This window comes from Bradyrhizobium sp. CCH5-F6, from assembly GCF_001556045.1.
Lineage (GTDB): Bacteria > Pseudomonadota > Alphaproteobacteria > Rhizobiales > Xanthobacteraceae > Bradyrhizobium.
In genome coordinates this window covers 1-2,540 of sequence record NZ_LSIC01000044.1, presented here as the reverse complement: position 1 = coordinate 2,540, position 2,540 = coordinate 1, and the positions used below count along the sequence as shown (strand labels likewise).

At 56.3% G+C, this 2,540-nt stretch carries 2 protein-coding genes and 1 pseudogene; all 3 read left to right on the top strand.

Going from position 1 to position 2,540, the window contains the following annotated elements; translation table 11 throughout:
* Positions 1–527 precede the first annotated feature (527 nt).
* A complete protein-coding gene (locus AX729_RS07325; protein ID WP_057196401.1) occupies positions 528–1,397 on the top strand; it encodes a recombinase family protein in 870 nt (289 codons plus the stop codon).
* 156 nt (positions 1,398–1,553) lie between these two features.
* Positions 1,554–2,000, top strand: a pseudogene (locus AX729_RS41055) (transposase); the annotation flags it as partial.
* A 102-nt stretch (positions 2,001–2,102) separates the two neighbouring features.
* Entirely contained in the window at positions 2,103–2,519 is a 417-nt protein-coding gene (tnpA, locus tag AX729_RS41050; protein ID WP_057196403.1) for an IS66-like element accessory protein TnpA, read from the top strand.
* The last annotated feature ends 21 nt before the right edge of the window (positions 2,520–2,540 follow it).

Below are 2,540 nucleotides of genomic sequence, written 5' to 3'. Positions count from 1 at the left end.
CGCCTCGATACGCCGCCTCTCTCAACCCGTCATCACCCACTTTCCCGCATAGCTCGGCTCTTTACCAACTTCATGTTAAACCTCCAAGTTTGAAGCCCCGTACAATTCCCTGTACAAAGCCGTTTGAACTGCCCGCGAAAAGACGTTGGAAATCAACGCATCCTCGTAGCTTAGGTCTCATTAAGCGAATAACCTAAACGGGACGACCTTGGGATGCCCCCCTCCGTCGCCCAGTCACCATGATCGAAGCTCCATGCACACACAACAACAGATCGCCTCAAAGCGGCCCCGAAAAGCTTGTTTTCCGATGGGTGTTGCACAAAAATCACGCATGCATTCACAATGCATTTCGAGGAAGTCATTGAAGTAATTGTGAGTTCCTTTCACGGTGCTGTGATGGTTGCATCAGAACAGGGGAACCCTAGCCTCGCGTTACTCGGGGCCAAACGGCAGGAAGCAAGAACCCCTAGGCGAAAGAAGCGAAGGCGAGGCGCCTCTCTCTGCAGTAATTATCGAGTGACCTTGAAGTGTCCTTAAAGAAGATTTCAGCAGCCCCGAGCTGGCTTAGCCTTACTGACGACCGATCGGCGTTTGTGTTCCTTCCGGAAAGGGCAGAAATTGTGCAAAGAATCTTCTATCTCGCGATCGGAGGAATGGGCAGCTACGCCATCGCGAATTATCTCGACGAACAGAAGGTGCCAACCTTCACCCAGTCGCCTAATTGGGATCACACCACCATTGATTACATGCTCAGGAATCGAGCGACCTATGGTGAGTACCAACCGAAATCCTTTGCCGGGGGTAATAAGAAGGGTATTCCGAGCGGCCCTCCCATTTCTAACTATTACCCGGCGGTCGTAGACAAGGCGACTTTTGACGCTGCGCAAATTGCTCGTCAGCAAAACCTCGCCCTTCGCGGCCGCAAAGGAAATGATCTCGCGAACATTTTCGGTGGCTTATGCTGGTGTGCTTATTGCGGCAGCAAAGTTATTTTCCATCGGATCTCGAACGTGCAGGTTCTGGTGTGCGAGCAGGTCTTGAGCGAGGGCGCATGCAGCCGATCGGCCTGGTCATACAGCGACTTCGAGACCACCGTTCTCGCCTTTCTCGCTCACCCAGCCTTGCTCGACTGCGTGGGCCGAGAGGAGAGGGCTGCGCTATGCGACCTTGTGCAGGAAATCGAGGCTCTCTCTTTAGATCAAGATCAACGTTACTCTAGGAGAGTAAACATCACCGTCCTACTCAAACAGATCGTCACCGGATTAAACGTTCACAGCGCCGGAAAGCTCACGCCGCCTAGACATTCATCGGCCCAAATCCGCAAAGACATCAACGGCAGGTTTGTTGAGATCCAATTGCGGGATGGACCAGTCTACCGCTGCATTTCAATTGGCTAACATCGCAGTGGCGGATGGACGGCGCACCCAACAGGTCGCCCAATGCTCTGTACCCAGAATAGTTGAACCGCACCGGGTTTGCCGGAGGCCATTTGGTTTAAGTTATGCCGCCATGGCCGATGGTCTGAGCCCCGCAAATTCCTCCAAGAATGGGTAGAGTCATTGAGGCAAGGAGCTGGTCTGTTCAAGCTCGACTTGCCGCTGGTTCTCGAAGATGCGTCGAACGACCTCTCGTCGGCGATGCGCAGACTTCTCGGAGACTTGTTTGCCGACTTGCGCCGGCTGGAGCAGCGCATCGATGAGGTGACGAGAGAGATCGCCGCGATTGCAGACCGAGAAGATGTTGCCCGTCGGCTCATGACAATCCCCGAAATCGGGGCGCTGGGCGCAACCGCAGTTCTTGCGGCCGTCGGTAACGGGCGCCAGTTCCAGAAGGCTCGCGATCTGGCTGCATGGCTGGGACTTGTTCCGCGGGAACACTCCACCGGAGGTAAGCAGAAGCTCCTCGGTATCAGCAAGCGCGGGAACCGCTACGTCCGCAAGCTCCTCGTTCATGGAGCGCGATCCTACTTCCGACATCTTGATCGAACCCGGGATCGCCTTGAAACCTTGAAAGCTGGCTCGACGGTATCCCTCCGCCAAGGGCCGTCTTGTTTGAGGGACGCGTGGGCTGCAGGTCCTAGGGGTAATCCTAGGAGAAGCGCTATGACGATTTCGAGAGCAGAGGTGATCACATCGGTCGAGCGGCGGCGGCGGTGGTCGCAGGATGAGAAGGAACGGCTTGTTGCAGCATCGCTCGAGCCCGGAGCCAGCGTTTCCGAGGTGGCTCGCATGGCCGGCCTTCATGTGAGCCAGCTGTTCAGGTGGCGCAAAGAGCTTTGCAAGCACGGTGAAACGAGTATAGCGCCGTTCGTGCCGGTCGAGATTGGACCGTCTGTGCCGCCGCGGGAGGTGGCCGAAGCGCCATTGACGACGACGGCGGTGCGTCGACGGAAGAGCCAGGGCATCATCGAGATTGATCTTGGTAGCGGGCACCGCATCCGGGTCGATGGCGACGTTGATGGAGACGCGCTACGTCGGGTTCTCGATGTGAACTTCCTCCGAATGAGTGGACACCTGTAGTAGGCTCGTTGAGCCTGGAGG

Bases quoted from the DNA above. Each gene is read 5' to 3' on its own strand.
- tnpA (WP_057196403.1), top strand. From the start codon at position 2,103: ATGACGATTTCGAGAGCAGAGGTGATCACATCGGTCGAGCGGCGGCGG.